24 protein-coding genes and 1 riboswitch are annotated in these 25,432 nt (G+C 64.7%); of the genes, 6 read left to right on the top strand and 18 right to left on the bottom strand.

The features are described 5' to 3' along the window. Positions 1–215: 215 nt before the first annotated feature. The 9 genes from MUN81_RS03690 to MUN81_RS03730 all read right to left on the bottom strand — a co-directional run bounded on the left by MUN81_RS03690 (position 216) and on the right by MUN81_RS03730 (position 8,915). Complete coding sequence (locus MUN81_RS03690) at positions 216–770, bottom strand: hypothetical protein (protein WP_245115147.1); 555 nt, start codon at positions 768–770, stop codon at positions 216–218. 162 nt (positions 771–932) lie between these two features. Further along, positions 933–1,244, bottom strand: a complete 312-nt coding sequence (locus MUN81_RS03695) for a hypothetical protein (protein ID WP_245115149.1) — start codon at positions 1,242–1,244, stop codon at positions 933–935. 10 nt (positions 1,245–1,254) lie between these two features. Continuing rightward, on the bottom strand, positions 1,255–1,797 hold the full coding sequence (locus MUN81_RS03700) for a hypothetical protein (RefSeq protein WP_245115151.1): 543 nt from the start codon (positions 1,795–1,797) through the stop codon (positions 1,255–1,257). 61 nt (positions 1,798–1,858) lie between these two features. Continuing rightward, positions 1,859–3,193, bottom strand: a complete 1,335-nt coding sequence (locus tag MUN81_RS03705) for a family 1 glycosylhydrolase (protein ID WP_245115153.1) — start codon at positions 3,191–3,193, stop codon at positions 1,859–1,861. A gap of 127 nt (positions 3,194–3,320) precedes the next feature. After that, a complete protein-coding gene (locus MUN81_RS03710) occupies positions 3,321–5,015 on the bottom strand; it encodes a GMC family oxidoreductase (protein ID WP_245115155.1) in 1,695 nt (564 codons plus the stop codon). A gap of 98 nt (positions 5,016–5,113) precedes the next feature. Further along, on the bottom strand, positions 5,114–5,722 hold the full coding sequence (locus MUN81_RS03715) for a gluconate 2-dehydrogenase subunit 3 family protein (RefSeq protein WP_245115157.1): 609 nt from the start codon (positions 5,720–5,722) through the stop codon (positions 5,114–5,116). Between the two features lie 170 nt (positions 5,723–5,892). Next, positions 5,893–6,843: an SDR family oxidoreductase gene (locus tag MUN81_RS03720; protein WP_245115159.1), complete on the bottom strand. Its 951-nt coding sequence runs from the start codon at positions 6,841–6,843 to the stop codon at positions 5,893–5,895. A 73-nt stretch (positions 6,844–6,916) separates the two neighbouring features. Then, positions 6,917–7,693 (bottom strand): aquaporin, encoded by a 777-nt coding sequence (locus MUN81_RS03725; RefSeq protein WP_245115161.1) that lies wholly within the window; start codon positions 7,691–7,693, stop codon positions 6,917–6,919. A 76-nt stretch (positions 7,694–7,769) separates the two neighbouring features. Further along, positions 7,770–8,915 (bottom strand): PA14 domain-containing protein, encoded by a 1,146-nt coding sequence (locus MUN81_RS03730; protein WP_245115173.1) that lies wholly within the window; start codon positions 8,913–8,915, stop codon positions 7,770–7,772. A gap of 210 nt (positions 8,916–9,125) precedes the next feature. Here MUN81_RS03730 and MUN81_RS03735 point away from each other — a divergent pair, with 210 nt between their 5' ends. Continuing rightward, positions 9,126–9,365 carry a hypothetical protein gene (locus MUN81_RS03735; RefSeq protein WP_245115175.1) on the top strand — a complete coding sequence of 80 codons (240 nt, stop codon included), beginning with the start codon at positions 9,126–9,128 and terminating at the stop codon, positions 9,363–9,365. A 509-nt stretch (positions 9,366–9,874) separates the two neighbouring features. Then, a complete protein-coding gene (locus MUN81_RS03740; protein WP_245115177.1) occupies positions 9,875–11,002 on the top strand; it encodes a hypothetical protein in 1,128 nt (375 codons plus the stop codon). Between the two features lie 184 nt (positions 11,003–11,186). Here MUN81_RS03740 and MUN81_RS03745 read toward each other — a convergent pair whose 3' ends face one another. From MUN81_RS03745 to MUN81_RS03775, 7 genes are all read right to left on the bottom strand, one after another. Continuing rightward, positions 11,187–11,627 carry a DUF2007 domain-containing protein gene (locus MUN81_RS03745; protein WP_245115179.1) on the bottom strand — a complete coding sequence of 147 codons (441 nt, stop codon included), beginning with the start codon at positions 11,625–11,627 and terminating at the stop codon, positions 11,187–11,189. 141 nt (positions 11,628–11,768) lie between these two features. Continuing rightward, positions 11,769–12,335: a hypothetical protein gene (locus tag MUN81_RS03750; protein WP_245115181.1), complete on the bottom strand. Its 567-nt coding sequence runs from the start codon at positions 12,333–12,335 to the stop codon at positions 11,769–11,771. Between the two features lie 86 nt (positions 12,336–12,421). After that, positions 12,422–12,937 (bottom strand): tetratricopeptide repeat protein, encoded by a 516-nt coding sequence (locus tag MUN81_RS03755; RefSeq protein WP_245115183.1) that lies wholly within the window; start codon positions 12,935–12,937, stop codon positions 12,422–12,424. Positions 12,938–13,049: 112 nt separating this feature from the next. Continuing rightward, positions 13,050–14,006, bottom strand: a complete 957-nt coding sequence (gene metF / locus MUN81_RS03760; protein WP_245115185.1) for a methylenetetrahydrofolate reductase [NAD(P)H] — start codon at positions 14,004–14,006, stop codon at positions 13,050–13,052. A gap of 86 nt (positions 14,007–14,092) precedes the next feature. Next, positions 14,093–17,791, bottom strand: a complete 3,699-nt coding sequence (gene metH / locus MUN81_RS03765; RefSeq protein ID WP_245115187.1) for a methionine synthase — start codon at positions 17,789–17,791, stop codon at positions 14,093–14,095. Positions 17,792–17,862: 71 nt separating this feature from the next. Further along, positions 17,863–17,970, bottom strand: a riboswitch (SAM riboswitch). Positions 17,971–18,069: 99 nt separating this feature from the next. Continuing rightward, positions 18,070–19,293, bottom strand: a complete 1,224-nt coding sequence (locus tag MUN81_RS03770; protein ID WP_245115189.1) for a molybdopterin molybdotransferase MoeA — start codon at positions 19,291–19,293, stop codon at positions 18,070–18,072. A 160-nt stretch (positions 19,294–19,453) separates the two neighbouring features. Then, entirely contained in the window at positions 19,454–20,521 is a 1,068-nt protein-coding gene (locus MUN81_RS03775) for an SDR family oxidoreductase (protein WP_245115191.1), read from the bottom strand. A 268-nt stretch (positions 20,522–20,789) separates the two neighbouring features. Here MUN81_RS03775 and moaC point away from each other — a divergent pair, with 268 nt between their 5' ends. The 3 genes from moaC (at position 20,790) to MUN81_RS03790 (ending at position 23,364) form a co-directional block, all read left to right on the top strand. Continuing rightward, complete coding sequence (gene moaC / locus MUN81_RS03780; protein WP_245115193.1) at positions 20,790–21,281, top strand: cyclic pyranopterin monophosphate synthase MoaC; 492 nt, start codon at positions 20,790–20,792, stop codon at positions 21,279–21,281. 8 nt (positions 21,282–21,289) lie between these two features. Next, on the top strand, positions 21,290–22,486 hold the full coding sequence (locus MUN81_RS03785) for an NTP transferase domain-containing protein (RefSeq protein WP_245115195.1): 1,197 nt from the start codon (positions 21,290–21,292) through the stop codon (positions 22,484–22,486). A 185-nt stretch (positions 22,487–22,671) separates the two neighbouring features. Beyond that, the gene (locus MUN81_RS03790; protein WP_245115197.1) at positions 22,672–23,364 is read left to right on the top strand and encodes a porin family protein; all 693 of its coding nucleotides are present in this window, start codon (positions 22,672–22,674) and stop codon (positions 23,362–23,364) included. A 124-nt stretch (positions 23,365–23,488) separates the two neighbouring features. Here the strand turns inward: MUN81_RS03790 and MUN81_RS03795 are convergent, their stop codons facing one another. Both MUN81_RS03795 and MUN81_RS03800 read right to left on the bottom strand, forming a co-directional pair. After that, the gene (locus MUN81_RS03795; RefSeq protein ID WP_245115199.1) at positions 23,489–23,911 is read right to left on the bottom strand and encodes a molybdenum cofactor biosynthesis protein MoaE; all 423 of its coding nucleotides are present in this window, start codon (positions 23,909–23,911) and stop codon (positions 23,489–23,491) included. An 89-nt stretch (positions 23,912–24,000) separates the two neighbouring features. Next, entirely contained in the window at positions 24,001–24,243 is a 243-nt protein-coding gene (locus MUN81_RS03800; protein WP_245115201.1) for a MoaD/ThiS family protein, read from the bottom strand. 143 nt (positions 24,244–24,386) lie between these two features. Between MUN81_RS03800 and moaA the strand changes: the two genes are divergently transcribed. Beyond that, positions 24,387–25,424, top strand: coding sequence for a GTP 3',8-cyclase MoaA (moaA, locus tag MUN81_RS03805; protein WP_245115203.1), 1,038 nt, complete (start codon positions 24,387–24,389; stop codon positions 25,422–25,424). The last annotated feature ends 8 nt before the right edge of the window (positions 25,425–25,432 follow it).

Genomic DNA, 25,432 nt, shown 5'->3' on the forward strand with positions numbered 1-25,432 from the left:
GGGCCAACTGTTAAACCTGGCGGCTGAATCATTGTCGCGGCCCGGCGAAGGGCGCCCACCCCGGCAACTGAGTGAATGGCAGCACCTCATCGAAGCGGCTCCCAACCGCTGGCGGAAGCCTGGCCAGCCAAATCGTTTGCAGGCCCAAAGCGGCCCGGCCGGGCAAAAAAAGGCCCGCGCCACGGCGCGGGCCTTGCCAGCCGGACTGCGCCGCGCTAGCGAATGACGATGGCGCCGTTGCCGCTCGTGGCCACGCGTCGCTCGCCCGCCGCCAGCAGGCCGCGGCTCATGCCGAAGGCAAAGCCCGGGGTGCTGCTGCTCAAGCCGGTGATGTTGCCTCCGCCGGCCGCCACCATGTTGCCCCCACCGGCGGCCACCACATTGCCGCCACCCGCGGCTACCACATTGCCCCCGCCGGCCGCCACCACGTTGCCGCCAGAGTTCTGCACGGCAACAGCAGAAACCTGATTGCCATTCAGAACGGCCACGGCGAAGTTGCCATTGGGCAGGGGAGTGTAGCCCAAGCGGGTGCCACTGGCCAGAAACTGCCGCACGTAGCCCACCAATTCATTGTAGTTGCCCCAACTGCCATTGTTGTAGAGGTGAATGTTGCATTCGCAAACTTCGCCCTGGCCCACGGGCGCCCGGTTGGCTACCTGCTTATAGGCTTGCGCAATCCAGGGGTCGCGGCATTGGGCCGAGGCGGTGCGGGGCTGGCCGGCCAGCACCAAGACCACGCCAATCAGGAAGGAGACAAAGATTTTGGACATAACGAGATAAATGAAAGGTGAAAGATGAACACCGGTAACTCCGGTGGTCACCAAGCTAGCCGCCCCGGCCGGGCTGCCCAACACCCGTCTAGCAAGCCGCTAGAAAAGTCGACGGAGACGGCGTGGTATCGGCGAAGGCGGGCTTGCCTTTCCATCTCGTGTTCAATGAAGGCCCGTGTACGGGTCCGGGCCGGCTTGCGCCAGCCAGATTTCTGTGCCCGCTGGCCAACCGGTGGCCGCTTCCAAATCAAGCAGCAGCCCGCGTGTGGGGACGGGCGTTTCGCCACGGGCCACCTCCTCCACAGTGGCTGCGGCAGTGCGGCGGGTTCCGTCGGGCAGCCGCGCTTCCACGGCCAGGGCGGTGTGCAAGGCGTAGGGCGCCAGGGCCGGGGCGGGCCCGTTGGGCAGCACCAGCAGGCCCAGGCCGGGCAAGGGCCAGGCAGCGGCCACGCGCAGAAGCAGAATGGTGGGCATAGTATAGAGACTACGCTTCTGGCTTGGGTGCCGGCGGGGCCGGGGGCGAGAGGTAGTTGGCGGCGTTGGAAATGACGAACACCGTGGACACAAAGCCGGCAATCTTTTCGAGCAGCAGCAGGGCCTGGGCCGCGCCGATGGTGGCCGTCGCGCCGCCGTCGGCGTTGTTGATGAGGGTGCCGACGCTGTGGTAAAAAAGCTGGCCGAAAATCGCGAATTCGGAGCCGGCGTGCAGGCCGTTGAAAGCCGAGGCGTGCACGCGATAAAGGCAGTAAAAGTCGAGCGCAAACGACAGCGCAATCATGCCCAGGTTGAGGGAAACCAGGAGCAGGAATTGCTGAAACGTTTCGCGTAGGGCCGCCAGCGCCCTAAAATTGTGCAGCAGGAAGTAGGCCGTTTTGGCGGCCGCGGCGGCCAGCAACACGGCCGTAATCACACCGGGCGGCAGGCCTTCGTATTTGTCTACCAGATACAGGCCCAGGCCCAGGAGCAGCAGCAGGCCGTGCTGCCAGAGCAGGTGCGCCAGCTGGCGCGGCGGAAGCACGCGTTTCATGGGGCTAACATTGGCCACGCCGGGTGTGAAACCGATGAAAAACCATTCGCGGCGGGCGTTACTACACCTCTACTTTCAAGGTGGCGGGCGATTTGGTTACTTCAAACAACTCGCCGTGGGGCACGATGGTGATTTGGCCGTATTCCTGCAGCAGCATCTTGTAGCACTCGGCCACGGGGCGGGGCTTGCGGTCGAGGTCGAAGAGGCCGCAGGGGTTCACCTTGCCCACTTTGCGGGCCAGGCCGATGTCCCAGTCCAACTGGTCGATGAGCGAGTACCAGGTGAAGCCCAGCACGGGCACGCCCTCGTCGCGCATGCGCAGGATGTTTACCCACTGCTTCCAGAGCCAGGTGGGGGCGTTGTGGGCTTCCAGCACGTTGGTTTCGGTGTGCATCACGGGCTTGCGGTAGCGGCGGTAATACTCCAGCGTGATGTTGTACCAGCCCAGTACGTCCATGCTGGTGCAGATTTCGCCGTCGGGCAGCACGATGCGCTCGTTGCGGCCGTAGTAGTCGTTGCCCATAATCTGGTAGCCGGGCGGCTCACCGGCCATAAACCAGTCGTACTCGCGCCGGGTCATGCCGTTGTCCAGAAGGTAGTTGAGCACGTCGCCGTCGGGGTGGTGGGCGTAGAGCAGGTCCAGCGACACGAAGCGCAGCTTGTTTTCTAGCGCTACTTCGGGCGAGGGGTTGGCGCGCAGCTCGTGGATGTACTCCGCCGACTCGCTTTGCACGATGATGCAGTCGGGCCGGTGCACGGCAATCTGCTGGGTGGCCATGATGCTGGCCGCCACCAGGTGCTTCATGGCCGTCACGAAGCCGCGGTCCGACTTCAGCTGCTCGTTCCAGATGCCGTCCTTGGCGCTCATGCGGGCCGTCACGTAAATCTCGTTGATGGGCGTGTAGTAGCGCACCCAGGGGTAGCGTCGGGCCACGGCGCCCGCGTACTCGGCAAAGTGCACCGGCAGTTCGGGGTTCTGAAAATTGCCCAGCCAGTCGGGCACGCCAAAATGCAGCAAGTCGAGAATGGGCGTGATTTCCAGGCGTTGCATTTCGGCCATCACCTGGTCGGCAAATTCCCAGTCATACTTGCCCGGGCCGAGGTGAGTCTTATGGTAGGGGAGGCCGTAGCGCAGCACTTTCAGCCCCATGCCCTTCACCAAGGCCAGGTCTTCGCGCCACCGTTCGTAGTGGCCGCACTCTTCCAGCAAGTCGCGCCGGGTGCGGCCGTGGTCGATGGTAGGGTTCGAGCACTCGATGCCGGTGGCAAACATGAAGTTGTTGGGCAGGCCCGTGGGCAGGCCGCGGCCGTCGTGCCCGCGCGCGCCGCCAAACTCGTCGCCGGCGTAGTTGCCGTCGCCGTATTTCTCCTTGATGTGGGTGAGGAAAGCTTTCATCGAGTTGATTTTTAGACCGTCCTGCTGAGCGCCGCCGAAGCAGCTCGCGTGCAGCAGTTATCCAATCGTTGTTTCAATGGTGATTAGTGGTGGCACGCGAGATGCTTCGGCTGCGCTCAGCATGACGTTAAGAATCCAGGCGGCGCTGCTGCTCCAAGAACTTGTCGGCCGTGCGCAGGCTCAGGGCCATGATGGTCAGGGCCGGGTTCACGCTCAGCGCGCTGGGGAAAGTGGAGTTGTCGGAGATGTATAGGTTGGGCACGTCGAAGGCGCGGCCGTTGGTGTCCACCACGGCGTCGTCGCCGCTCAACCCCATGCGGGCCGTGCCGATGACGTGCGCGTAGCGCTGAAACGACCATATATCCGTAGCGCCGGCCGCTTCCCAGATGCCGCGCATGATTTTTTCGGCGTGGGCGTTCATGCGCTGCTCGTTTTCCTGGGCCGAGAAGTGCAGGCGGGGCTTGGGCAGGCCGCGGGCGTCTTTCTCCTCGGCCAGTTCCAGAAAGTTGTCGGCATGCGGCAGGCAGTCGCCCAGAATATTGATGCCGGCCACGTGGTTGTAGTTTTTCATGTAGTCGCGCAGCGGCTGGCCCCAGAGCTTGCGCCCCCGTGCCACCTGCCCCGCAAACGTGACGGGCATGATGCCAATGCTTTGCAGCAGGTAGCCACCCGCAAAGTCGGCGTCGGCCGGCCGGTGGGTATCCTGCGAAATCAAGGCGCCCGGAATGCCTTTATAGGGGCGCACGGCTTCGGCAAAGGTGCCGAAAACCTGCAGGCCGGGGTGAGCCATCAGGTTTTTGCCCACCTGGCCGCTGGTCAGGGCCAGCTCATTCAGCAGCAGCAGGCGCGGCGTCTCCACCGAGCCGGCGCAGAGGAACAGGTGGCGGCAGCGCTGGCGTTGCTGCGCCCCGTTTTGCGTATACACCACGCCCGTGATGCGGCCCTGCGCGTCGCGCTCAATCTCGGTCACGAAGCTGTTGGGCCGAATGTCGGCCCCGTGCTTCACCGCCAGCGGAATGAACGTGACGTCCATGCTGGCCTTGGCGCCGTTGGAGCACCCCGCCTGGCAAAAGCCGCGGTTGGTACAGGCCTCGCGCCAGCCAATGCCTTCCTGATAATACCGCGCCGAAAGCGCCGCATTGGCCGCCGGCGAGGTGCGAATGCCCAACTTCTCGGCCCCGCGCACCATGAGCTGGGCGGCGCCGTTGAGCGGCAGCGGAGCCAGCGGGTAGCCCTTGCGGCGGCTGGGGCCCCAGGGGTAGGGCGTGGGCCCCGAAATGCCCAGAAACTGCTCCAGCTCTTCGTAGTACGGAGCCAGCTCCTCGTAGCCCACCGGCCAGTCCTCGCCTTTGCCGAAATCGCGCTTCAGGTGCAGGTCGTCGGGCAGGGGGCGGGGCGTGTAGGCGGTGTAGTGCAGCGTGGAGCCGCCCACGCCGGTGCCGGAGTTGTTTTTGCCCATGGCCAGCGGGTCCTGGCCGGCGCTCAGCCGCTCGTCGTTCCAAAACAGAAAGTTCTGGGCGTGCTCGTCCGTAGCAAAGTCTTTTTCGGGGTTGTGCCAGGGGCCGGCTTCCAGCGCCACTACCTTCAGGCCGGCCATGGCCAGGCGGGCCAGCAGCGGCGCCCCGCCCGCGCCCAGGCCGATGACCACGCAGTCTACTTCGTCGGCTTCAGCCGGAATGGCTTGCGGTTGTTCCTTGGGCGTATCGGCCGCTACGGGAGCAGTAGCCGGCTCGTCGGCCAGCAGCGCGCGCAGCAGCGGGTCTTGTACTTCCGGCTTCACCGGGTTGATGACGCCTTCTTCGAGAACTTCTTCGTCGGGCATTTTTACAATGGGTAAATGAATGAAGGGATGAATGGGTGGATAAGCGGCCGGGCGAGTGAGCAGACGACCCTGGAGTCATTCGCCCATTCCCCCTTCACTCATTCACCCATTGGGTTCACCTCCCGGTCTTCTTTTTGGTAGAGGCCGATGCGCGTCCAGGCGGGCAGGTCGGCCATGCCCACGTAGCCAATTTCTTCCTGGGCCAGCGGATGGGCGTAGTAATACTCGGTGAGCTCGGCCAGCAGTTCTTCGAAGAAGCGGCCGGCGTGCAGCGTTTGCCAGGTGGCGCCGGGCGGGCGGCCGTCGGCCAGGGCCTGCAGCACGGCATCCTGCTGCTCAGCGGGCAGCGCCAGAAAATCAGCCTGAAACAAGGCCTGCGCTATTTCCTGAATGCCGCCCAAGCCCAGGCGCACAGCTTCGCGGTCGGGCGGCAGAGCGTCGTAGCGCCAGCCGTCGGCACGGCCTTCGGCCAGGCGCTGGTCCACGGCCGGGGCCAGGGCAATGGGGTGTTCGGCGCGGTCGGGCTGGGGGAAAAGGCGGGCGGCCACGGCGTCCAGCAGGCCAAAGGCTTCGGGGCTGAGAAACTGCGGCGCGTAGGCAGCGGGAGCGTCGAGGCGCTCCTGCAGGGCGGCGCGGGTGGCTTCGGAAACGTGTTCGGTGCCGAGCAAAGCGCGCACGGTGCCGCTCGGGTACGTGGGGACGGGCATAGTAAAGGCTGTAGCTGATGGCAACGCCGCGGCAAACGGCTCAGCTAATAACTCCTTACGAGCAAAATCTTCCCGGCGGTTGAAAACTTCGGGTTTGTCATGAGGAAAACAAAACGCCATGCTTCGCGCCGCGAAGCATGGCGTTCAACGTTTGTGCAGCCAGGGCGCTGCTACTCGTCGCTGCTGAGCTTGCCGCCGGTGACGTGCACGAGGCTGCCGGTCATAAACGAGCCGTCCTGCGAGGCCAGCAGCACGTATGCGGGCGCCAGCTCCTCGGGCTGGCCGGGGCGCTTGAGGGCAACTTCGTGGCCGAACTTCTCGATTTCTTCGCGCGGCATGGTGGCCGGGATGTTGGGCGTCCAGACCGGGCCCGGCACCACGCAGTTCACCCGAATGTTCTTCTCGCCCAGGTACAGCGCCAGCGACTTAGTCAAGGCGTGAATGCCAGCCTTCGAGCAGGCATAATCTACCAGAATCGGGATGCCCGTGATGCCCACAATGCTGCCCGTGTTGATGATGCAGTCGCCGGCTTTCAGGTGCGGAATGGCCGCCTGCGCCATCCAGATGTAGCCCAGAATGTTGGTGTCGAAGGTGCGGCGGATTTGCTCTTCCGGAATTTCCTCAAACTTCTCTTGGCTGTTCTGGAAGGCGGCGTTGTTCACCAGAATGTTCAGGTCGCCCAGCTCGGCCAGGGTGCGGCGCACAGCCTGCTTGCACTGCTCCGAGTCGCGCACGTCGAGCTGCAACACCAGGCACTTGCGCTTTTCGCGCTCCACCAGCCGGCGGGTTTCCGCGGCGTCCTCCACGTTTTCGTTGAAGACGATGGCCACGTGGGCGCCTTCTTTGGCAAAGGCAAGGGCCACAGCCCGACCAATGCCGGAGTCGGCGCCGGTGATGAGGGCAATTTTATCCTTGAGCTTGCCGGCGGCGCGGTAGTTGGCCAGGTCCGAGTCGGGCTGCAGCCGCATGTCGGCCTGCTTGGCCGGGTAGGGCAGCTTCTGGGCGCCGGCTTTCATGTCCTTGGCGGTGGGGCGGCGCTCGGGCGTGGCGGCTTTCTTGGCAGCCGCAGGGGCTTTTTTGGTGGCCGGCTTGGCCGTGGCGGTTTTTTTGGGAGAAGGCATAAACAGAAGAAAGAATGACGGTACTGCTTACGCATAACCCGCGGAAAAGGCCAATGGCGGCCCCGATGGCCAGTCAGGCCGCAGCATCCGGATACACGGGTGGGCGCTCGGTGCCCGGTCGGCGCCAGCACCGGTAAGCCGCGGCCGTGGCCCACATGGCCGCCAGCGGGCCCACTACATACAGCCACAGCCCCGGCGCCCGGCCCGCCGCGGCGGCCGTGCCCAGGGTGCGGGCCGGGTTCAGGCTCATGCCCGACAGCGGCGACTCCACCACAACGAATACCGCCAGCAGGCCGCCCGCCAGCGCGCCCGCCCACTTTTTGCGCGTGGACGAGTGCAGGGCCCACAGCAGCCCCAGCATCAGCAGGGCCGAAATCAACATTTCGGCCCCCAGCGCCAGGGCCCAGCCGTGGGGTGCATCGAGGGGCTCGGTGGTGTTGTCGTGAATGCGCGAATGCCCGAACCACGGCGCCAGCAATTCGCGCATGCCAAACCCGGCCGCCAGCGCCCCCGCCACCTGCGCCAGCCCGTACCACAGTGCATCGGACGTGCGAATGTGGCCCAGCTGCCAGAAGCCCAGCGTCACGGCCGGGTTGAAGTGGGCGCCTGACCGTTTGCCCCAGGGCGAGTAGGCCATGGCCGCTATCAGGCCGCCCACCACCATGCCCACGCCCATGCGCTGCACCCACTCGTGCGGCCCCAGCGCCCGCGCCACCGCCGAAGCAGGGTGGTGAAACACCACGGCCGCCGTGCCCGACACCGTCAGAAAAGCCATGATGCCGCCGGCCTCAACCAAGTAGTGGCGCCAGTGCCGGCGCAGGGCCTGCGTCATGCGGGCGGCAAATGCCATATGGAAAGGAGAAGGGTGGGCTTCTGGAACGCAGAACTGCGCGGTGGGTTGGTGCCAGGGCTGCGTCTTTCCACCATCAGAGCCGGCGCAGGGCCACGCGGCGGTTGCGCGGGCGCTGGGCGGGGTCGGCGTTGTCGGCCACGGGCTGAGTGCCGCCGTAGCCCACGGGGCGTAGCTGCCCCTCGGCCACGCCGTGGGCCGTGAGGTAGAGGCACACGGCCTCGGCGCGTTGCTGCGAGAGCTGGCGGTTGAGCTCGGCATTGCCCACGTTGTCGGTGTGGCCCTGCACCTCGAAGCGCAGGGCGGGCCGGGCGCGCAGCGCAGCGGCCAGCCCGTCGAGGGCGGTGCGCACGGCGGGCAGCAGCCGGGCCTGCCCTTGGTCGAAGTACAAGTCGGGCAGAATAATGGCCTCGCCCACAGCCAAATTCGCCAGGCGCGCCGGGCGGCTGGAGTCGGCCGCGGCCACAGCGGCCGGCGGTGGGGGAGCTGTCGGCGCGGGCGCGGGACGCGGCTCCGGGGCCGCTGGCCGGCGCGGCCGCGGCACCATCGTTGCGGTGCGTGGCGCGCGGCGCGGCGCAGGAGGCGGGGCCACGCTGGCCGCCGGCAATGCCTTGGGCGCGGGCGCGGCGGCAGCAGACGCCGCAGGCCTGGCCACTGGTTTGGGATTGTTCTGAAACAGATAAGCCGCCGAAATAGGCTCGGGCCGGGCCTTTTCGGAAGTCATTCCCCACAGGTTTCGCCAGGAAGCGGCCGTGGCAGCGGGCTGTTCCCACGTCACGAATACGCGGGTGTCCAGCCCGTACTGGCAGTAGTCGACCCGCAGGCGGTACGGCTCGCCGGCCCGTAGCTCCACAGCTGCTGTGTAGCTGCTTTGGGGCTGGCCGCGCCACTCGTTCAGCAGCAGCCGGTCGTTCAGCCACAGCCGGATGCCGTCGTCCACGGTCACATGGAAAACGTAGCGGCCGCTGGTGGGCGGCACCAGCCAGCCCGTCCAGCGCACCGAGAAATCCTCGGCCGGGAGCCCCGGCGCGGGCGGCTGCTGGCCCCAGTTGAAGTTAATGGTGGCGTCGCGCCGGGTCAGGACGTATTTCTCAAAATTGGTTCCTTCGTAGTAGTCGCCCTTCAGGCCGGTGCCGGTTTGGGCGCGGGCGGGCGCGATGGCCGCGGCCAGCAGCAGCAGCGGCCAGGCATTGCGCAAAGTGGGAAGCCGGGTGGTGGCCATGCCGCTACAACGCCGGAGCAGGCCGGGATGGTATGCTGCCCAACAAAACCGCTAAGCTCAGGGCGCTTTGGAAATTCTGTGTACCTTGAAGGCCAGACCACTGCGGCTGCCGCAGTGGTCGAACTCACTCTTTCCACACTTTATGAAAAAAGGCTACCCCCCCCCCCCCCCACGTATTGCCGGCTGAAGCAGGCATTATTCGTACTCGCTATGTTGATTAGCTGGCGACCCGCCGCGCAGGCCCAGCTTTACCTGGCTCCGGATTGCAGCCAGCCCCAGACGTATACCGCCACGCTCGGCAGCCCCACCCAGACACAATTGCAGCCCACCGGGCAAGGCCTCTGGCGTGCTGATGTGAAAGTGCGGGGCGTACCGGCTGGTCAATATGCTGCGCGGCTGCTAGTAGACGGGGTGCCGGTTTCAATGCAGAAAGTAGTTGTCAACCGTTAATTAGAAGGGCCGACTTTGGGATTTACTACCAAGGTCGGCCTGCTTATTATATGTGGTGCAAGAAATGGGCAACGGTATTATTGCTGGGAGCAATAACCGTTTTCTCTGCTGCTGCGCAGGGAGTTGGTGGGTGGGAGCGGTTGGACTTATTTGGCAACCCAGTTTCCAACAATGTGGGAAATACATATGGACGTTTCATACTTCAGCAAGGCACTATCACTGTGTGCGCCAGCGCTTCTACTTATTTTGGTTACTGGGCGCAATATGATGAGTCAGGCAGTCGGAAATGGCAAAAAAGAGGGCGTAAAACTTCGGGTGGGTTAGTTGATGAGCCTTGGGGCCGCGGGGTATTTGCTGCCGGTACCCAACCCGCCAATAATGCTCTAGGCGTTACAAGCATTTTTCATTGGCTGAATGCTCAAGGCGATACCATACGGGTGCTAGGTAGGCCAACAATTAATGTAGCACTCGAATACGGTAGTACGTTAGGATTACACGGCCGTTACTACGTGGGAGGGGGCGGCGACGGCAGCGGGCTGGGGCAGCGCCCCATTGCCCTGCACTATTCGCTGGTGTGCCTCGACACGGCCGGCCGGTTTCGCTGGCAGCGGCAGTATCCCAACCCCGCCATTCGGCTCGGGCCGGCCGCCCCGGCTTTCGTGGGCGGCTACGCCTACCTGATGCAGGTACTGGAAGCCCCGCGCCAGCGCCTGCTGCTGCTGGGATACACCCAGCGCGACTCCGTTAGTTTCCAGCTTTATGCCATGGAGGTAGACACGGCCGGGCAGCTGCTGCGCACGCGCTGGGTCGAGCCCTTCGGGCGTCGGGCCTCGGTCACGATGACCAGCCTGACCAACGCCGTGCGCCTGCGCGACGGCAGCGGCTACGTGCTGACGGGGTTTGCCAAGATTGACTCGCTTACGCGCACGCGCAGCCGCGGCTTCGTGGCCAAGCTCGACACGGCTCTGCGCGTGGTGTGGCGCACGCTGCTGCCCACGCCCAGCGCGGCCGGCCCGCCGGTGCAGGGCGTCGACGTGCAGCCGGGGCAGGTGCGCGAGCGCGCCGACGGCGGCTTCACCGTGCTCGTGACCGAGCAGGGCGGCCTAAGCCGCCGCCGCGAAAACGAGGTCGACTTCATTCGCCTCAACGCCCAGGGCCGGGTGCTGGGCTGGGACAGCTACTGCACCCAAACCTGCAACCGCGTGGAGCCCTACTCCTGGCAGTACCTGCCGGCCGACTCGTCCATCATCGTGAGCGGCTGGGGCGAGCAACGCGACGCGGTGGGGCGGGTGCTGGCCCGTCCGGCCTGGTTGGCGCGGCTGGCCGGGGCGCCCTGCCGGCGCTACGTGGTGCCGGCCGTGCCCACCGCCGCGCGGGCCGGGGCCGGGGTGGATGCGCCGGGCCTCTACCCGCAGCCGGCCCGCGCCGGCGACGTGGTGCGCCTCACCAATGGGGGACCCGCCCGCCCGGTGCGCCTGCTCGACGCGCTGGGGCGTGAGGTGGCGCGCTGGCCCGCGCCCGCCCGCGCCGGCGGCGCCCTGGTGCTGCCCCTGCCCGCCGGCCTGCGCCCGGGCCTCTACCTGGTGCAGGCCCTGGGCGGCGCACCCATCACGGCCCGGCTGCTGGTGAGCGAGTGAGGCGCATCCGGAGTGGGCGCGACTACCGGCGCAGAAATCCCGAGTAAAACGGAACGTCATGCTGAGCGCAGTCGAAGCATCTCGCTTGTGGCAGTAATCCTATCAACCGGATTTACTCTTGCACGCGAGATGCTTCGACTGCGCTCAGCATGACCGCCTTTTATTAGCTGTTCCGCCGCCCCGCCTACTTGTACTCGTTGCCGCAATGGAAGCAGTGGTAGCGCTTGTCGGGCACGGGGTAGCGCAGCAGCACCGACAGCAGCGTCGACGCCCAGGTATAGCTGGGCCCCGTGGCCGGCCCATAGGCCACGTCCGACGACCCGCAGCGTGGGCAGCGCGGCGCCACCGGGTCGGGGGCGTCGGCTTCGAAGGACGCATAATCGGGCGTGGTGGCCGGCGGCACCGGCACCGAACGCAGCAACTCCAGGGCGGTTTCCGCGTCGCGCTGGTACACGTGCAGCCGCACCCCGCCCGTGATGGGGCTGTAGAGCGGCATGAGCGACACCAGGTTTTCGTTGCTCAGAAAGCACGGAATGCCCGCCGCCTCCAGCCGGGTGCGGGCCAGGTTGGCGGCCATCGGCTCGTAAAACGATTCGAGGAAAACGACGGAGTCGGGCTTGGGCACGCGGGTGAACAGTGTGAATTTAGAAGACCGTCATGCAGAGCGCAGCGAAGCATCTCGCGTACAATAGTAAATGATTACTGCCACATGCGAGATGCTTCGCTGCGCTCTGCATGACGGTCTTTTTGTTCCTGATTTACAAAATCACTTCGCCTGCTTCGTAGCATCGTTGATGCCCTTGGCGGCGTGGCCGGCTTGCAGGGCCACAAACTCAGCCTGGCGCGCTCGAATGGGCACCTCGTAGCGCGTGGGCATGTCCATGCGTATCTGCTTGAGCTGGTCGTTCAGGCGCTGGTACACGGCGCGGGCATAGTCCCAGTCGCGGTCGGTGAAGGTGGCGCGCTCGGTGCGCACGGCCCGCACAAACTGGGCGTAGGCGTTGGGCAGGTCGGCGGGCGTGAGGGCGTTTACCTGGCCGGAATAGGGACCCAGTAGCTTGGTTTCCATCGCAATCTGCTCGCGCGGGTCCAGAGGACGGGCGCGGCGGGCGCGGTTGGCCTCGTGGTAGGTGGCCGTGGCCTTGCCCACGTTGGCAATTTTGCGGGTGGCTTTGCGGGCCAAGGTGTCGAGCTCGTGGCCGGCGGTGCGGGCGGCTTCCTGCCGCTCGCGCGGGGTCGAGTCGCAGCCGCTGAGCGAGAGCGTGGCCAGGGCCAGCAGGGCCCACAGCGGGCGGCGCTTGTAAGGAGTCAGGCTTGCAGTCAAGTGGTTCATAACGCACCGAAATGGGGGTGGAAGGGCAGTGGTTTTCCCGCCTTCTACGGCCGGGCCGGACGAAAGTAAGCGCGCCCGGGCTTCCGTTATTCCAGCGGGCCACTGTCTTCCAGCAGCTCGCGCAGGGCCAGCTGCTGCTCGGGCAGGCCAGGCAGGTGGGCGCACAGCGCGGCCAGCCGGTCCAGGGTGCGCAGGGCGCGGCGGTAGTCGCCCAGCTGCCGCAGGATGCCTGCCTTGCCCCACAGCGCCCCAAAATGCCGCGGCTCACGGAGCAGGGTTTCAGCAATGTCTTCGAGCGAGGCTTTGTATTCGCCGCGCAGGTAGTGGGCCGTGGCGCGCTTGTTCCAGGCCTCCGCAAAATCGGGATTAATCTGGAGGATGTGCGTGAACAGCGCAATGGCCAGCGTGTGGTCCTCGGCCTGCATGGCGCGCATGCCCGCTTCGAGCTCTTTGTCGAGGGCCGCGTCGCCACTGCTCAGCCAGAGCTGCCAGATACCGCTTTGCAGGGCTTCAATCTCGGCCGGCGCAGTGGCCGTGCGCAACTGGGCAAACAGGTCGTCGAGCATTTTCAGGTTGTTTGGAGTATCAGAAAGAACGGTCATGCTGAGCTTGTCGAAGCATCTCTACCCCGCCAGTAACCCATACGAATGAATTGCTATTGCGGTAGAGATGCTTCGACAAGCTCAGCATGACCGTTCTTTCAAGTCCAATGAATCAAAACAGCTCCTTGGCCACGCGCCGGATGCTTTCGGCCTTGCCCATGGAGTAGTAGTGCAGGCAGGGCACGCCGTGGGCCATCAGCTCGCGGCTCTGGTTGAGGCACCACTCGATGCCCACGGTGCGCACGGCTTCGTTGTCGCGGCACTGGCTCACGGCTTCCACCAGCGGCTCGGGCAGGTTGAGGTAGAAGGAGCGGGGCAGCATCGAGAGCTGGTTTTTGGTGGTAAGCGGCTTCAGCCCCGGAATGATGGGCACGTTGATGCCCGCCGCCCGGCACAGTTTCTCGAAGCGGAAAAACTCCTCGTTGTCGAAAAACATCTGGGTCACGATGTAGTCGGCGCCGCGGTCCACCTTGTGGCGCAGGTAGCGAATGTCGGCGTTGTAATTGGGCGCTTCGAAGTGCTTTTCGGGGTAGCCGGCCGTGCCGATGCAGAAGTCGGTGGCCCAGGCCTCGTCCTGCTCCTGGTCGAGGTATTCGCCCTTGTTCAGGTTGGCCACCTGGCCGATGAGGTCGCAGGCGTAGGCGTGCCCGTCGGGCTCGGGCTTGAACACGCCTTCGCTCTTGATGGGGTCGCCGCGCAAGGCCAGAATGGAATCGATGCCCAGGAAGTGTAAGTCAATCAGCGCGTTCTCGGTTTCCTCCTTCGTGAAGCCGCCGCAGATGAGGTGGGGCACGGTGTCCACATCAAACCGGTTTTTGATGGCCGCGCAAATGCCCACGGTGCCGGGGCGGCGGCGCACGGTTTTCTTCTCCAGCAGGCCGTTGGGGTGGTGGCGGTACACATACTCCTCGCGGTGGTAGGTCACGTCGATGAACGGCGGCTTGAACTCCATCAGCGGCTCGATGTTCGAGAACAGCGTGTGGATGTTTTCACCCTTTTTGGGCGGCAGCACCTCAAACGAGAAGAGGGTTTTGCCGTTGGCCTGGGCGAGGTGGTCGGTAACTTTCATGGAGTGTAGCGTGGACTTTTAGTCCGCGCCTGCAAGCGTTAGGTCGATAGATTCAGAGGCGTTCACTCGCGGACTAAAAGTCCGCGCTACTTCTTTGGTTCGTAGTTGAGGTTGGGCATCAACCACCGTTCCAGCTCGACGGTTTCCATGCCCTTGCGGCGGGCAATGTCGCTTACCTGGTCCGCGCCAATGCGGCCGAGGCCGAAGTAGCGCGAATCGGGGTGGGCGTAGTACAGGCCGCTCACCGACGAAGCCGGGTACATGGCCAGGTTTTCGGTGAGAATGATGCCCGTTTTGCCTTCCGCGTCAAGGAGGTTGAACAGCGTGATTTTTTCGGTGTGGTCGGGGCAGCCGGGGTAGCCGGGGGCGGGGCGCACGCCGCGGTATTTCTCCTGCACGAGGTCCTCGTTGGTGAGGTGCTCGTCGGGCGCGTAGCCCCAGAACTCGCGGCGCACCCGCTCGTGCAGGCGCTCGGCAAAGGCCTCGGCCAAGCGGTCGGCCAGGGCCTTCACCATGATGCTGGAATAGTCGTCGTGGTCGGCCTCGTACTGCTCCAGCAGCTTCTCGATGCCGATACCAGCCGTGACGGCGAAGCCGCCGAGGTAGTCGGCGCGGCCGGTTTCCTTCGGAGCCAGGAAATCGGAGAAGGCCAGATTCGGAATCTTCGGCCCCTTCTCGCCCTGCTGGCGCAGTGTGAAAAATTCGGTGTCTACGGTCTCGCGCGAGTCGTCGGCGTAGATTTCGATGGTATCGTAATCCTTGGTATTGGCCGGCCAGAAGCCCAGCACGGCGCGGGCGGTGAGCAGCTTCTCATCGATGATGCGCGTGAGCATGGCCTGCGCATCGGCAAAGAGCTTGGTGGCGGCTTCGCCCAAGTTTTCGTCTTCCAGAATGCGCGGGTAGCGGCCTTTCAGCTCCCAAGTGTGGAAGAAGGGCGTCCAGTCGATGTATTGGGCCAGCTCGGCCAGGTCGTAGTCTTCCAGCACTTTGGTGCCGAGGAAGCTGGGCTTGGTAATGCTCACCGTGTTCCAATCCGACTTGAAGCCGTTGGCGCGGGCCGCTTCGATGGTCAGGTAGCTTTTGTCGCGCTGGCGGCTGGCGTAGTCGGCGCGCAGGGCGGCGTAGTCGTCGGCTACGGTCTGGGCGTAGGCTTTTTCGCCCGAGCCGAGCAGGCCGGCCGCCACGCCAACCGAGCGGGAGGCGTCGTTCACGTGCACCACCGGGCCGCTGTAGGAGGGCGCGATTTTTACGGCCGTGTGCAGGCGCGAGGTGGTGGCGCCGCCAATGAGCAGGGGCACCTTCATGCCGCGCTTTTCCATGGCCTGGGCCACGTACACCATCTCGTCGAGCGAGGGCGTGATGAGACCGGACAGGCCGATGACGTCCACGTTCTGCTTCTGAGCTTCGTCGAGAATCTTTTCAAGCGGCACCATCACGCCGAGGTCCACGATGTCGAAGTTGTTGCAGGCCAATACCACGCCCACAATGTTTTTGCCTATATCGTGCACGTCACCTTTCACCGTGGCCATCAGGATTTTGCCGGCCGTCTGGCGGTCCGAGCCTTGCTTGTCGGCCAGCAGGTACGGTTCGAGGTAAGCCACGGCCTTCTTCATCACACGGGCCGATTTCACCACCTGCGGAAGGAACATTTTGCCGGCCCCGAACAGGTCGCCCACCACGTTCATGCCGGCCATCAGCGGGCCCTCAATCACGTCGAGGGGCCGGGCCAGTTCCTGGCGGGCGGCCTCGGTATCCTCGTCAATAAATTCGGTGATGCCCTTTACCAGCGCGTGTTGCAGACGCTCCTGCACCGGCAGGCTGCGCCATTCGTCGGCTTTCACTTCGGCCTTGTCCTTTTGCTTGACGGTGTCGGCAAACTCCACGAGGCGTTCGGTGGCGTCGGCGCGGCGGTTCAGGAGCACGTCTTCGCAGAGCTCAAGCAGGTGGGGCTCAATTTCATCGTATACGCCGAGCTGGCCGGGGTTCACGATGCCCATGTCCAGACCTGCTTTGATGGCGTGGTAGAGGAAGGCCGTGTGCATGGCCTCGCGCACCACGTCGTTGCCGCGGAACGAGAAGCTGATGTTGCTGATGCCGCCGCTGGTGAGCGCGCCGGGCAGGTTGCCCTTAATCCAGCGCACGGCCTCGATGAAGTCGATGGCGTAGTTGCGGTGCTCGTCCATGCCCGTGCCCACGGTCAGGATGTTGGGGTCGAAGATGATGTCGGACGGGTCGAAGCCCACTTCCCACACCAGAATATCGTAGCTGCGCTGGCAGATTTCGATGCGGCGCGCCAGCGAATCGGCCTGGCCGTCCTCATCAAAAGCCATGACCACCACGGCGGCTCCGTACTGGCGCACCGTGTGGGCCCGCTCGCGGAAGGCGGCTTCGCCTTCCTTCAGCGAAATCGAGTTTACGATGCTCTTGCCCTGCACGCATTTCAGGCCGGCTTCGAGCACGCTCCACTTCGAGGAGTCAATCATGACGGGCACCCGCGCAATGTCGGGCTCCGAGGCGATGAGGTGCAGAAAAGTCGTCATCACCTGCTCCGAATCGAGCATGCCCTCGTCCATGTTGATGTCGAGTACCTGGGCGCCTTCTTCCACTTGCAGGCGGGCCACGGCCAGGGCTTCCTCATACGCGCCGGTCCGGATGAGGCGGGCGAAGGCACGCGAGCCGGTCACGTTGCAGCGCTCGCCCACGTTCACGAAGAGGCTTTCCTCCTTGATGGTAAACGGCTCCAGGCCGCTCAGGCGGGTAGAAGGAACATGCTCGGTAGGCAGCTGGCGGGGCTGGTATTTCTCGGCCAGCTTGCTCAGCTCGGCAATGTGCTGGGGTGTGGTGCCGCAGCAGCCACCCACCACCGTCACGATTCCTTCTTTCAGATACTCCTCCACCAGCGCGGCAAATTCCTGGGCCGATTCGTCGTAGCCGCCGAAGGCGTTGGGCAGGCCGGCGTTGGGGTAGGCGGAGATGTGGACGTCGGAAATGCGGCTCAGCTCCTGCACGTACTGGCGGAGCTGGTCGGCCCCGAGGGCGCAGTTCAGGCCCACGCTCAGCAGCGGCAGGTGGCGAATGCTGTTCCAGAAAGCTTCTACCGTCTGGCCGCTCAGGGTGCGGCCCGAGGCGTCGGTGATAGTGCCCGAAATCATGACGGGCACTACCCGGCCGCCTTCGTCGAAGAACTTCTGCACGGCGTAGAGGGCCGCTTTGGCGTTCAGCGTGTCGAAGATAGTTTCGATGAGCAGCGTGTCGACGCCGCCATCCACGAGGCCGCGCACCTGCTCCAGGTAGGCGGTGGCCAGTTCATCGAAGGTCACGGCGCGGAAGCCAGGGCGGTTGACGTCGGGCGAGAGCGAGGCGGTGCGGTTGGTGGGGCCCACGGCGCCGGCCACGAAGCGCGGCCGCTCGGGCGTGGCAAACTCGTCGGCGGCCTCGCGGGCTAGGCGGGCCGACTCGTAGTTCAGCTCATACACCACGTGCTCCAGGCCGTAGTCGGCCTGCGCGATGGTGGTGCCGCTGAAGGTGTTGGTTTCCACCATGTCGGCCCCGGCGGCAAAGTATTCAGCGTGAATGCCTTTGATGATATCCGGCCGCGTGATGCTCAGCAGGTCATTATTGCCCCGCAGCGGCTTGGGGTGGTCGGCAAAGCGGGTGCCCCGGAAATCCTCTTCGGTCAGCGGGTGGCGCTGAATCATGGTGCCCATGGCGCCGTCGAGAATCAGCAGGCGCTGGCGAAGCAAATCGGGAAGCGGGGAGGGAGCGGGGAGGGTGGCAGTGGACATTTCTTTCGGGGTCGAATAGCTACGGTAGCGCGTATCCAGAAAGAAACCCGCGCAGCAAAGCACGGTTCCGGCTGTCATCTTCTTTCGCCAAAAAAGCGGCGAAACGGGAGTTGGCACCTACTCGCGGCAGGTTGCCAAGACGTCATCGGGCCCGGTCCCTCGGTCTTTCTGGATAGCAGCGTAGGGCGAAGATACAACCACCAGGGCTTGTCGCGTATGCGTTGGCTTGTGCATTGAATGAATAATTTGGCCCGACGCGGCACGAGCTGAAGTCGGCGCTACAGCGCCCACGCCGGCCACACGCTGCCCGCCGCAAACACGGCCGGCTCGGGCGGCAACTCCAAAAATGCAGTTGCCCCCACCAGCCCCATCATGTCGCCGGAACCACCCACGCGGAGCGGGGTGGCCAAGCGACGGCCTCCAGCGTCCACGGTCAGGCGCACGGGCACGAAGTGGGTGAGTTGGGGCTTGAAATTGATGTCGACGGTAAGCACGGCTGGTTGTGGGGCCTCGGCAGCGGCGGCAGTTTCGGGTGTGCCTGCGAACTGTTGCACGGCGCGCAGCCAGGGCCGCACGTAGCGGCAGGCCGTGATGAACGTTGAAACCGGGTTGCCGGGCAACCCAAACACTACCGGCCCGCCGGCCCGCGCTCCAAACCACAGCGGCTTGCCCGGCCGCTGCTGCACTTCGTGGAAAATTTCCTCGACCTGCAATTCACGCAACAGGCCCGGCAGGTGGTCGGCGCGGCCCTTGCTCACGGCTCCGCTCAGCACCACGGCATCAAAGCCTGCGCCCAAAATTTTGGTGAGACCATCGCGCAGCTCCGCCACGTCGTCGGAGAGGTGGAACAGCGAAACGTCGGCCCCGGCCTGGGCAAACAGCGCTTGCAGCGCGTACACGTTGGAACGCCGTATCTGGTGCGCCAGGGGCTTTTCCCGAATGCCCACCAGCTCGTTGCCGGTGCTCACCACGGCCAGGCGCGGGGCGCGCAGCACGGCCAGCTCGGCAGCGCCCACGGTGGCGGCCACGGCCAGCTCGGCGGGTCCCAGGCGGGTGCCGGCGCGCAGCAGGGCATCGCCGGCGCGGCGGTCGGCGGCCTGGTGGTGGATGTTGACGCCGGCCGCATCGGGCGTCGGAATCTGAATGCGGGCGCGATTGTCGTGCAGCAGAATGTCCTCGTAGCGAATCACCGCATCGGCCCCGGCGGGCAGCACCGCGCCCGTCATCACCTCCACGGCCTGCTGCGGGCTGGGCAGCGGGCGGGCGGGCTCACCGGCATACTGGGCGTGGGCAATGTCGAATTCCGTCTGGCCCCCGGCCCAGGTGGCAAAGCTCACCGCAATGCCGTCCATCGCCACCCGGTTGAAAGGCGGAAAGTCGCGGTCGGCCACCAGCGTTTCGGCCAGGATGCGGCCGGCAGCGTGGGGCAGGGCCACGGTTTCGGGCGGCAGCGGGCGGGCCGTGGCAAGGACGCGGGCGGTGGCTTCGGCGGGGGAGAGCATGGGTGGGTGAGTTAAGAGTTAGGAGTGGCCGTCATGCAGAGCGCAGCGAAGCATCTTTACTGCACAACGCAGTCTAATTATCGGGATTAGTGGTGGCGGTAAAGATGCTTCGCTGCGCTCTGCATGACGTTCTGCGAATAACGCTTTGCCAACGTAGCGCCTATGGAATCAGCCGGTCTTGGCGCAGCTTCGCAAATAAATCGAAAAACGAGTCCTCCGTGCTCTGAAACACGGTGAAGCCGCGCTTGCGGCTATTGGCCATGTCCGTCATCACCTCGATGGGGCGGCCCAGGTCCAAATCCGTGTGCCAGGGCGAAGCCAAGCGGCTTAAGTCAGCTTCGGCCAAACCGTTTTTCGTGGCGATTTCGCGCCACAGCTCCGCATCGCCGGCCATCTCGGCTTCGAGCGGGTGAATGCTGCCATCGAAGCCCACGGCCTCCACGCCAAACCACTCGGCTAGGCGGCCCCATAGCTGGCTCCAGCGGAAAACGTCGCCGTTCACCACGTTGTAGGCCTCGTTGCGGGCGGCTTCGGTGGTGGCAGCCCACACCAGCTGCTTGGCGATAACGCGGGCATCGGTCACGTCCGACAAGCCTTCCCATTGCGCCTGCGAACCGGGCCAGCGGAAGGGCCGCCCGGTGGCCTTGCAGATGCTCGCATACACGGCCAGCGTGGTGCCCAGGTTCATGAGGTTGCCCACGGCCTTGCCGATGATGGTGTGTGGCCGGTGGATGCTCCAGGTGAAGCCGTCGCGCGCGGCGGCGGCGTACACCTCGTCTTCTTGGGCGTAGTAAAAGTTGTCGAGCGCCAGCCGGGGCTGCGACTCGCGCAGCGGCGTGGGCGGCGGCATGCCCCCGCTCACGTAAGCCTCAAACGGCCCCAGATAGTGCTTCAGGCCGGTTACCAGCGCTACGTGCTGCACCGAATGTTTCGGGCCCAGCACGGCCAGCAGGTTGCGCACCATGGCGCTGTTCACGCGGATGTTTTCGGCCTCGGTGTCGTTGCGCATCCAGCTGGTGATGAATACGTGCGTGGGCCGGAGGTCGGCCAGCGCAGTTTCGAGGCTGGCGGGGTCCAGCAGGTCGGCGGCCACGGGTTGCAGGCCGGCAATGCTGGTATCGGGGCGGCGGGCCAGGCCGTAGGTAATCCAGTTGTGGGCCAGCAGCTCCTGGGCCAGGTTGCTGCCGATGATGCCGCTGGCACCTACTACTAAAGCGGTATTGGTCATACTAAATTTCGGGATGAATGGGGCGGCCAAGAAGGGCCGACGCGGCAGAATTAGCCGGGGCATTGGGGCCCGTTTAAGCCCGCGCTTCGTTGAAAACGGCTGCCGCGACCAATAGTTTGCAGCAAAACAATTTGCGGCCGGGTTGGCTAAGTGAGACGTAGCGCGGACTTTTAGTCCGCGACACCACCAGCCTTGCGTTGGCGCAGACTGAAAGTCCGCGCTGCACTTCCGCCAACGATTTGGTGCCATTACGCGTCTCTACAGCCCTATGCTAACCAAGAATTTCACCCACGTCAACGCCGCCAATCAGCCTACTATGGTGGATGTCGGCCAGAAAACGCCCACCCGCCGCGTGGCCCGCGCCCACTGCCGCGTGGTGCTGGGCGAGGAGCTGCTGAGCCGGGTGCAGGCCGGCGAAATGCCCTCGCACAAAGGCCCGGTTATTCACACGGCCATCCTGGCGGGCATCATGGGCGCCAAAAAAACGGCCGACCTCATCCCGCTCTGTCACCCGCTGGGGCTCGATGATTGCAGCATCACCATCGAGCCCGACGGCCCCGATGCCCTGCGCGTGGTGTGCACCGCCGTGGTCACGGGCCGCACCGGCGTGGAGATGGAGGCCCTGACCGGCGCCACCGTGGCGGCCCTCACCATTTACGACATGTGCAAGGCCTTTTCGCACGATATTGCCATTGATAGTGTGCAGCTTATCGAGAAAACCGGCGGCAAGAAGGATTTTCACCGCGCCGAAAATTCGTAAATTCCGACATGGATAGTTTACCAAGCCCAACCGCAACACGAACCAAGCACGCGGCCCTCGCCCGTCCCGACGTAGGCGACTTTGGCCGCCACGAGCTGGCCATTCTGGGAGCGCCCTGCGGCGACATTCAAATGCTGGTGGCCCGCCTGCTGCCGCACCTAGCCCCGCAGCTGCGCGTGGGGTACGTGGATGCCGACCACGCCGCCGGCGACGCTGCCGCGGCCGAAGAACCAGCCGAAACGGCCGCTAAGCCCGTGCCCTACGTGGCCGCAAACGGCCTCTCGGCCGAGCTGGTCGATAAAATCACCTACCGCCAGCTCAACCTCACGCGGGCCCTCGACCGCTTCACGCAGCCCGAGCTGCTGGCCCACGAAAGCGTGGTGCTGGTGAATGGCAACCACTTCCGCGCCCGCCAGCAGGTCGTCATCGTCGACCCGCGTAAGCCCTTGGACAAGAAGCTTGACCGCCTCACCGACGTGCGTCTCATTCTCCTCGCCGATGGGCAGACCGAGCTGCCGGCCGTGCTGCTCGAGCACCTCAGCGCCGCCCCGCTGCCGCCCGTGCTGCCACTGGCCGACACGGCCAAAATTGCGGCCTTCATCCGGCAGTGGTACCAGCTGGCGGTGCCGGTGCTGCGCGGCCTCGTGTTGGCCGGTGGCCGCAGCGAGCGCATGCAAACCGACAAGGGCGCCCTGCACTACCACAGCCTCGACCAGCGCCAGCATACCGCCGCGCTGCTGGCCGAGTTCTGCCCCGACGTGCGCGTGTCGGTACGCCCCGACCAGGCCGGCGGCTTGCCCGCCGGCCTCACGGCTCTGCCCGACACCTTCCTGAACCTGGGCCCGCTGGGCGGCATCCTGTCAGCCTTGCAGGCCGACCCCAACGCGGCCTGGCTGGTGCTGGCCTGCGACCTGCCCTTCCTCACCCGCGACACGCTCGAATACTTGGTGAGCAACCGGCAGCCGAGCCGTATGGCCACCTCGTTCCGCAGCCCGTGGGATGCGTTTCCGGAGCCGCTGGTGAGCATCTGGGAGCCGCGCAGCTACGGGCAGTTGCTGCGGTTTCTGGGCCTGGGCTATTCCTGCCCGCGCAAGGCGCTTATAAACTCCGACATCGAGCTGCTGGCCCCGCCCGTGCCCGCCGAGCTGCGCAACGTGAACACGCCCGCTGAGCGCGCCGCTGCTGAGCAGGAACTGCTGCGCTGACCGCCAGACCTGAAGCAAACCCATGCCGGCTAACAACCTGAAAGCCTGACTGCCACCTCGGCGGCTAGGCTTTTTCTTGCGTCATGGGTATAGCAGACGAGGGGAAAAAGGCGTTTAAAGCACGGCTTGGCACACTTTTCGAATAGCGCCAGCCAAGGTTTATTCCTTCACTTGCTATCCTTATCATGAAAAAAATCATCGTTCCAGTTGCCGCGCTGCTAACCGTGGCCGCTGTTTCTTCGGCCCGGGCGCAGGACGTGCGCTTCGGCCTGCGCGCCGGCGCTAATTATTCTAACTTGGCCGGCGACATCAAAAACGAATCGACCTACAACAACAAAGTCGGCTTCCTGGGCGGCGTGATGCTGAACGTACCCGTGCTGGCCGACGGGTTCCTGTCGGTGCAGCCCGAGGTGCTGTATTCGCAGAAAGGCTTCGAAAACAAGCCCACCGAATACACCAACCTATTGGGCGCTAAGCAAAAGCGCGAGGGCCAGGTGAACTACAACTACCTCGACGTGCCGGTACTGCTGAAAGTGAATGCCGGCGGCTTTATCGTGGAGGCCGGCCCGCAATATTCCTACCTCATCAGCTCCAACAACGAAACCAAATACACCACCACCCCGGCGCTAGGCGGCACCCCCTCCGTGACCGAAACCCAGAATAAAAACGATGTGAGTGGCCTCAATCGCAACGAGCTCGGCTACGTGGCCGGCGTGGGCTACCAAGCCGACAATGGCCTGAACCTGAGTTTGCGCTACACCGGCGCCTTCAGCGACTTCGTGAAGAGCGACAACAACACCTACTTCAACGGCGACCTGAGCAACGCCCGTCACTCCGCGTTCCAGCTCTCGCTGGGCTACCTGCTGCCGGGCAAGTAAAGGCTTGATTTGCTTTTCGGCTGTCATGCTGAACGCAGTGAAGCACCTTATCACGCTGGAACGTTTTGTTCTGGCGTGATAAGGTGCTTCACTGCGTTCAGCATGACAGGAAAGGAAAAATAGGCTACGGGTGCGCCGCTACCCACTCGGTGCCGTCCTCGTATTCCTCTCGCTTCCAGATGGTGACCACCTGCTTCAGCGTGTCGATGATGAACTGGCAGGCGGCGAAGCTTTCGGCGCGGTGGGGCGTGGCCACGGCCACCACCACCGCCACGTCGCCGAGCTCCAACGTGCCTTTGCGATGCACCACCGCCACTTCCTGCAGCATGGGCCACTTTTCGTAGGCCTGCGCCACCACGTGGCCCAGCTGCGTGAGGGCCATGCTGTCGTAGGACTCGTAGTGCAGGCGGCGCACCGGGCGCCCGCCCGACTGGTTGCGCACCGTGCCAATAAAGGAGTTGACCGCACCAGCCGTGTCGGTTTGCACGGCCGCCAGGGCGGCGGCAATGTCAATGGGCTGGTCGGTGATGGATAGGGTAGGGGTCATTGAATCAGTTGGCAGTTGGCAGTGAGCAGTTATCTAATATGGGAGAAATTTAAACTGTTCATTGCTCACTGATAACTGCTAACTGAAGCCTAGCCGCCGGCCACGGGCGGGATGAGGGCAATTTCGTCGACGGTGTGCAACGGCTGGTCGTGCGCCGCATACTCGTTGTTCACGGCCACGGCGCAGCTGCGCAGCTCGCCCAGGGCGGGATATTGGCGGCGCATTTCGGCCAGTAGCTCGCCCACGGTGGCCGGGGCCGGCGCGGGCAACTCAATCACGGAGGTGCCCACGATGTCGCGGGTGATGCCGAACAGGGAGATTTTTAATGACATATCTTTCGACGTAAACGTGTGGGCGAACCGGGGCCGCCGGTCCAGTGGCCCGCGGCACCCGCCGGGTCTGAACACCTTTGGCGCCGGGCGGGTTATCGCAGGCCGGCAGTCTTACGTACAGCCGCACAAAATTGGTGATAAACGTGCTTCCAACTCTTCTCAGCCCGGCCGCGCCGGCCGTCACGCCCCTCTACGACCAGCACGGCCGGCCGCTGGAGTACCTGCGCCTGGCCGTGACGGACCGCTGCAACCTGCGCTGCTTCTACTGCATGCCCGAAGAAGGCATCAAGTACATGCCCAAGCACGAGCTGCTGAGCTACGAGGAGATGCTGCGCCTCACGGGCCTGCTGGCGGGGTTGGGCGTGCGCAAAGTGCGCCTCACCGGCGGCGAGCCCTTCGTGCGGCGCGACCTGGTGCCCTTCATGGAGCGCCTGGCCGAGCTGCCCGGCATCGACGACATCAGCCTGACCACCAACGGCGTGCTCACGGCGCCGCACGTGCCCGCGCTGGCCCGCCTGGGCGTGAAGGCCGTGAACCTCAGCCTCGACACGCTGGACCGGGAGCGTTTCTTCCAAATAACGCGGCGCGACGAGCTGCCGCGCGTGATGGAAACCTTCTACGCGCTGCTGGAGGCTGGTATTCAAGTGAAAATCAATGCCGTGGTGATGGACGGCCAAAACATTGCCGACCTCATTCCGCTGGCCGAGCTCAGCCGCGACCTGCCCGTGGACGTGCGTTTCATCGAAGAAATGCCCTTCAACGGCGGCAGCCACGAAGCCGGCCCCGCCTCGCTGCCCTGGAACCACGTCCGCATTCGCCAGCACCTGGAAGCCCATTTCGGCGCCCTTATGCCCGTTAGCATGGCGGCGGGTGCCACCGCCTCGGAATACACCATTGCCGGGCACCAGGGTACGGTGGGCATCATCGCGGCTTATTCGCGCACCTTTTGCGGCACCTGCAACCGCCTGCGCCTCACGGCCGAGGGCGGCATCAAAACTTGCCTCTACGACCAGGGCGTGCTCGACACCCGCGCCCTGCTGCGCGGCGGCAAGTCCGATGAGGAAATCGTAGCGGCTCTATCGACCGCTTTCCGCCACCGCGCCGCCAACGGTTTCGAGGCCGAGCGGCACCGGCCCCTGCATCAGCTCAGCTTTGAGAGCATGGCCACCATCGGGGGCTAGGGCCGCCG

Origin of the sequence: Hymenobacter sp. 5317J-9 (assembly GCF_022921075.1) — a bacterium.
Taxonomy (GTDB): Bacteria; Bacteroidota; Bacteroidia; order Cytophagales; family Hymenobacteraceae; genus Hymenobacter.